Below are 5,114 nucleotides of genomic sequence, written 5' to 3' on the forward strand. Positions count from 1 at the left end.
CAGCGCCGCACACGCCAGGGCCGCGACGAGCCGGTCCCGTCCCCGGCAGAGCGGTTCGAGCAGGCTCGCCGCCGCCGCGTAACGCCCCTCCGCCCCGAGTGCCACGGCGTTCAGCCATCCGGTCGTGGGGTCGGCCCCGGCGGGGCACGGCGACGGCGGGACACCCCGGTCCGGATCGCCGAAGGCGGTCTCGCGAAGGGCCCGTGTCCCGAGAGTCACCACGTCATCATCCCCTGATCGAGTGATCAACTACACACTGGGTAAGGATGAAACCTTCGTTCGGAATACTGGAACACCCCTTGAGGACTCGCGAGAGTGAAATGGCGAGTCCATTTTTCGGCTATGTGTCACCGATCACACGGGCGCGTAAGACCTATCGGTGGAAATGTGGCACAGCCCTTGAACAACGGTTGTTTGGGCTTCTAGCGTTACGCGCGTTGCACCAAATGGAGTAGTCCGCACTACGACAACTGCAGATTCCGGCAGCGTGGTGCCGGATATCGGAGGCGGTCACGAATGGCAGACACGCGCAGACTCCCCGGGCCGAACGCCGACGTGTGGGACTGGCAGCTGGAGGGGGCCTGTCGGGGGATGGACAGCGGTTCCTTCTTCCACCCGGACGGGGAACGAGGTCCGGCGCGGGCACGGAGGGAGGCCCGGGCCAAGGCCATCTGCCACACCTGTCCGGTGCTGGAGATGTGCCGGGAACACGCGTTGGCCGTACACGAACCCTACGGCATCTGGGGCGGGCTGTCCGAGTCGGAACGCGAGAGCATCCTGCGTTCCCAGCGACGTTCCCTGAGTCTCACGGTTCGCTGACACGGCACGGGCGAGGTCGATACGGTCGACGAGTCGTCGGGAAGGCCGAACTGGGCGAGTACGTCCTTCCCGACAACACAGAACGGGGCGGCACCCCCTGGGGGGTGCCGCCCCGTTCGACGTTCGCCCGGACGATGCGGCGCCCGGCGCATCCGGCGCGGACCCGGGGGTCCGCCCGGTGCGGTCAGTGGGAGTGGCCGGACTCCTCGTCCTCCTCCTCGGGCTTGTCCACCACGGAGCTCTCCGTGGTGAGCACGAGCCGGGTGATCGAGGCGGCGTTCGCCACCGCGGAGCGGGTCACCTTGACCGGGTCCACGACGCCCGAGGCGGGCAGGTCCGTGAGGTCACCGCTGCCCACGTCGAGGCCCTGGCCCCAACCCTGCTCCTTGACCTTGGAGACCACGATCGCGCCCTCGTGACCCGAGTTGTTCGCGATCCAGTACAGCGGCGCGGTCAGCGCCTCCCGCACGATCTTCACACCGGTGGCCTCGTCGCCGGACAGCCCGAGGTTGCCCTCGAGTTCCTTGGCGGCGTGCACCAGCGCCGAACCGCCGCCGGGCACGATGCCCTCCTCGACGGCGGCCTTGGTGGAGGCCACGGCGTCCTCGATCCGGTGCTTGCGCTCGTTCAGCTCCGTCTCGGTGGCCGCACCCACGCGGATCACCGCGACGCCGCCGCCCAGCTTCGCCAGGCGCTCCTGCAGCTTCTCGCGGTCCCAGTCGGAGTCGGTGTTCTCGATCTCCTTGCGGATCTGGGCGATGCGCGCGTTGATGTCGTCCTTGGTGCCCGCACCGTCCACGATCGTGGTGTTGTCCTTGGTGATGTCGATGCGGCGCGCCTTGCCGAGCACCTCGAGCCCGACCTCGGACAGCTTCATGCCCACCTCGGAGGACACGACCTGGCCGCCGGTCACGACGGCGAGGTCCTCCAGGAAGGCCTTGCGGCGGTCACCGAAGAACGGTGCCTTCACGGCCACCGCGTTGATCGTCTTGCGCGCGGCGTTGACCACCAGCGTGGACAGCGCCTCGCCCTCGACGTCCTCGGCGATGATGACCAGCGGCTTCTTCTCCTCTGCGACCTTCTCCAGCATCGGGAGCAGCTCCTGCAGCGACGAGATCTTGTCGCGGTGCAGCAGCACGTAGGCGTTCTCCAGGATCGCCCGCTGCTCCTCCGGGTTGGTCGCGAAGTAGGCCGACAGGTAGCCCTTGTCGAACTGCACACCCTCGGTGATGTCCAGTTCGGTGGCCATCGTGGAGGACTCCTCCACGGTGATGACGCCGTCCTCGCCGACCTTCTCGACGGCCTCGCCGAGCAGGGCGCCGATGTCGGCGTCCCGCGAGGTCACGGTGCCGACCTGGGCGATGTTGTCGCGGCCCTTGACCGGGGTGGCCTTGTCCTTGAGGACCTCGACCACCTTGTCGGCGGCGGCCTGGATGCCGTTGCCCAGCGCGGTGGGGTTGGCACCCGCGGCCACGTTGCGCAGGCCGACCGACACCAACGACTGCGCCAGCACGGTGGCCGTCGTGGTGCCGTCCCCGGCGACGTCGTTGGTCTTCGTGGCCACGCTCTTGACCAGCTGCGCGCCCAGGTTCTCGAACGGGTCCTCCAGTTCGATCTCCCGGGCGACCGTGACGCCGTCCAGCGTGATCGTGGGGCCGCCGAACTTCTTGTCCAGCACGACGTGACGCCCACGCGGCCCCAGGGTCACCTTGACCGCGTCGGCGAGCTTGTCGACCCCGCGCTCCAGCGCCCGACGAGCGTCCTCGTCAAAGTTGATCTGCTTTGGCATGGAATACCTCTCTGCGTGAGGCTGCCGCGGGAACGTCCCTGCGCGGCGGGGTCACGGCCGGTCCCGGATGCCCCGGGCCGGGCCCACCCGCCCGCACTCCCACGACAGACGCGGTGCACTCCCGCAACGGATGCGGTGCGCGAAACGCCCCGGTACCCCGGCTCGGTGCGGGGCCCGGGGCGTCGATGTGTGCGCGGGTCGTCAGTTGACGACGGCCAGCACGTCGCGGGCGGACAGGATCAGGTACTCGTCGCCGTTGTACGTGACCTCGGTGCCGCCGTACTTGGAGTAGATGACGACGTCGCCTTCCTTGACATCCACCGGGATGCGGTTGCCCTTGTCGTCGATGCGGCCCGGGCCCACGGCCAGGACCTTGCCCTCCTGGGGCTTTTCCTTCGCGGTGTCGGGGATGACCAGGCCGGAAGCCGTCGTCTCCTCGGCCTCGCTCCTCTGGACAACGATCTTGTCCTCGAGCGGCTTGATGTTCACGCTCACCGGATTGACCTCCACGGGTCGTCGAAAGCGTTGGCAGGTACCTAGTTGGGTACGGCTCCTACCACCCCGCCGTCGCGGGTGCCGGGGCGTGTGCGGTGCCGTGTGCGATTAGCACTCTAGCGATCGGAGTGCTAGCCGCGCAACCTAGGGTACCCCGTCCCCACGGTGCCGAACCGCCGGTGGCGGCACCGAACATTCACCCCGGGATCATCCCTTCGAGTGCGGCCGGTCATTCGCCGGAGCGACACTGGCGCCGTTCCGGCCGTGACCGACACCACGTTGGGAGACACACCGTGCCCGCTTCCGGTGAGATCCAGCCCCGGGGAACGAACCGTCGTCGCGTGCTCGCCGGGGGCGCCGCACTGGGGGCCGCCGCCGTCGGCACCACACTGCCGCCGGGCGTACCGACCCTCGCACGGGCCGCCGCCCACGAGGGCGCGGGCGAGCCCTCGACCACCGACCCGTTCACCCTCGGGGTCGCCTCCGGCGAACCGGACCAGCACAGCGTCGTCCTGTGGACCCGGCTCGCCCCCCGCCCCCTCGCCGAGGACGGACTGGGCGGGATGAACCGCCGCGTCGTCGTGGTCCACTGGGAGGTCGCCCTCGACGACCGCTTCCGGCACGTCGTGCGCCGGGGGCACGAGTGGACCGGGCCGGACGCCGGGTACGCCGTCCACGCCGAGGTCGCCGGCCTCGCGCCGGGCCGCGAGTACTTCTACCGCTTCCGCCACGGCCGGCACGTCTCCCCCGCGGGACGCACCCGCACCGCCCCCGCGCCGGCGGTCGTCGGCGCCGGCCTGACCATGTGCTTCGCCTCCTGCTCGCAGTTCGAGCACGGCTTCTTCACCGCCTACCGCCGCCTGGCCGAGGACGAGCCGGACGTCGTGCTGCACCTCGGCGACTACCTCTACGAGTACCGGCGCGACTCCTACGTCTCCCCCGACGGCAACGTGCGCGACCACCGCGGGCCGGAGACCGAGACGCTGGCGAACTACCGGCAGCGCTACGCGCAGTACCGCACCGACGCCGACCTGCGCGCGGCCCACGCGGCCGCGCCGTGGCTCGTCGTGCCCGACGACCACGAGGTGGACAACAACTGGGCGGCCGACGTGCCCGAGAAGCCGCACCGGCCGCAACCCGACTTCCTCGAACGCCGCGCCAACGCCTTCCGGGCCTACTACGAGAACATGCCGCTGCGGCGGCGCAACCGTCCGCGCGGCCCGCACATCCGGCTGCACCGCACCGTGGCGTGGGGTGCGCTGGTGAACTTCCACATGCTCGACACCCGCCAGTACCGCGACGACCAGGCCTGCGGCGACGGCTGGAAGGTGTGCGAGGACGCCGCCGACCCTGCACGCACCCTGACCGGTGACGCGCAGGAGGCGTGGCTGCTGGAGCGGTTCCGCGAATCCCGCGCCCGCTGGGACCTGCTGGGGCAGCAGGTGTTCTTCGCCCGCAGGCGCAACGCCTCGGGGGCGACGAGCATGGACGCCTGGGACGGCTACCGGGGTTCGCGGGACCGCGTCAGCCGGGGCTGGGTCGACGCGGGCGTGCGCAACCCGGTGGTGCTCACCGGCGACGTGCACACCCACTGGGCCAACGAGCTCAAGGCCGACTACGCCGACCCGGACAGCCCGGTCATCGGGACGGAGCTGGTCACCACCTCGATCAGCTCCGGCGGCGACGGCTACGACTCCGACCCCGGCGACAACGAGAACCTGCGGCGCAACCCGCACATCAAGTTCTTCAACGCCCGGCGCGGCTACGTGCGCACCCGCATCACGCCCGGACAGCTGCGGGCCGACTTCCGGGTGCTGGACCGGGTCACCGAACCGGGTGCCCCGGCGCGCACCCGCGCGTCGTTCGCGATCGCCGACCGACGGCCGGGGCTGATCGAACGGCACCCGCACTGACCCGCACACCCGGGGTGACCGCTGACCCGCACACCCGGCCCGGCCGCTACACCGAGACGGTGTTCACCGGCAGGGCCGGGTCGGCGGAGAGGTCCAGC

4 protein-coding genes and 1 pseudogene are annotated in these 5,114 nt (G+C 70.4%); 2 read left to right on the top strand and 3 right to left on the bottom strand.

The window, feature by feature from the left end; genetic code table 11:
• Positions 1 to 219: pseudogene (locus ACTIR_RS27580) on the bottom strand (hypothetical protein); the annotation flags it as partial.
• 297 nt (positions 220 to 516) lie between these two features.
• Between ACTIR_RS27580 and ACTIR_RS0117480 the strand changes: the two are divergent.
• Positions 517 to 819: a WhiB family transcriptional regulator gene (locus tag ACTIR_RS0117480; RefSeq protein ID WP_007026370.1), complete on the top strand. Its 303-nt coding sequence runs from the start codon at positions 517 to 519 to the stop codon at positions 817 to 819.
• Positions 820 to 1,003: 184 nt separating this feature from the next.
• Here the strand turns inward: ACTIR_RS0117480 and groL are convergent, their stop codons facing one another.
• Entirely contained in the window at positions 1,004 to 2,608 is a 1,605-nt protein-coding gene (groL, locus tag ACTIR_RS0117485) for a chaperonin GroEL (RefSeq protein ID WP_026455250.1), read from the bottom strand.
• A gap of 201 nt (positions 2,609 to 2,809) precedes the next feature.
• Positions 2,810 to 3,103 carry a co-chaperone GroES gene (gene groES / locus ACTIR_RS0117490; protein ID WP_007026368.1) on the bottom strand — a complete coding sequence of 98 codons (294 nt, stop codon included), beginning with the start codon at positions 3,101 to 3,103 and terminating at the stop codon, positions 2,810 to 2,812.
• Between the two features lie 293 nt (positions 3,104 to 3,396).
• Here groES and ACTIR_RS0117495 point away from each other — a divergent pair, with 293 nt between their 5' ends.
• Positions 3,397 to 5,016, top strand: coding sequence for an alkaline phosphatase D family protein (locus ACTIR_RS0117495; protein ID WP_026455251.1), 1,620 nt, complete (start codon positions 3,397 to 3,399; stop codon positions 5,014 to 5,016).
• The last annotated feature ends 98 nt before the right edge of the window (positions 5,017 to 5,114 follow it).

The sequence above is a fragment of the Saccharomonospora iraqiensis subsp. iraqiensis genome (genome assembly GCF_000430445.1).
Classification (GTDB): Bacteria; Actinomycetota; Actinomycetes; order Mycobacteriales; family Pseudonocardiaceae; genus Saccharomonospora; species Saccharomonospora iraqiensis.

Excerpts from the sequence above, each read along its gene's own strand:
- ACTIR_RS0117480 (WP_007026370.1), top strand. The coding sequence starts at position 517 with ATGGCAGACACGCGCAGACTCCCCGGGCCGAACGCCGACGTGTGGGAC.
- groL (WP_026455250.1), bottom strand. The coding sequence starts at position 2,608 with ATGCCAAAGCAGATCAACTTTGACGAGGACGCTCGTCGGGCGCTGGAG.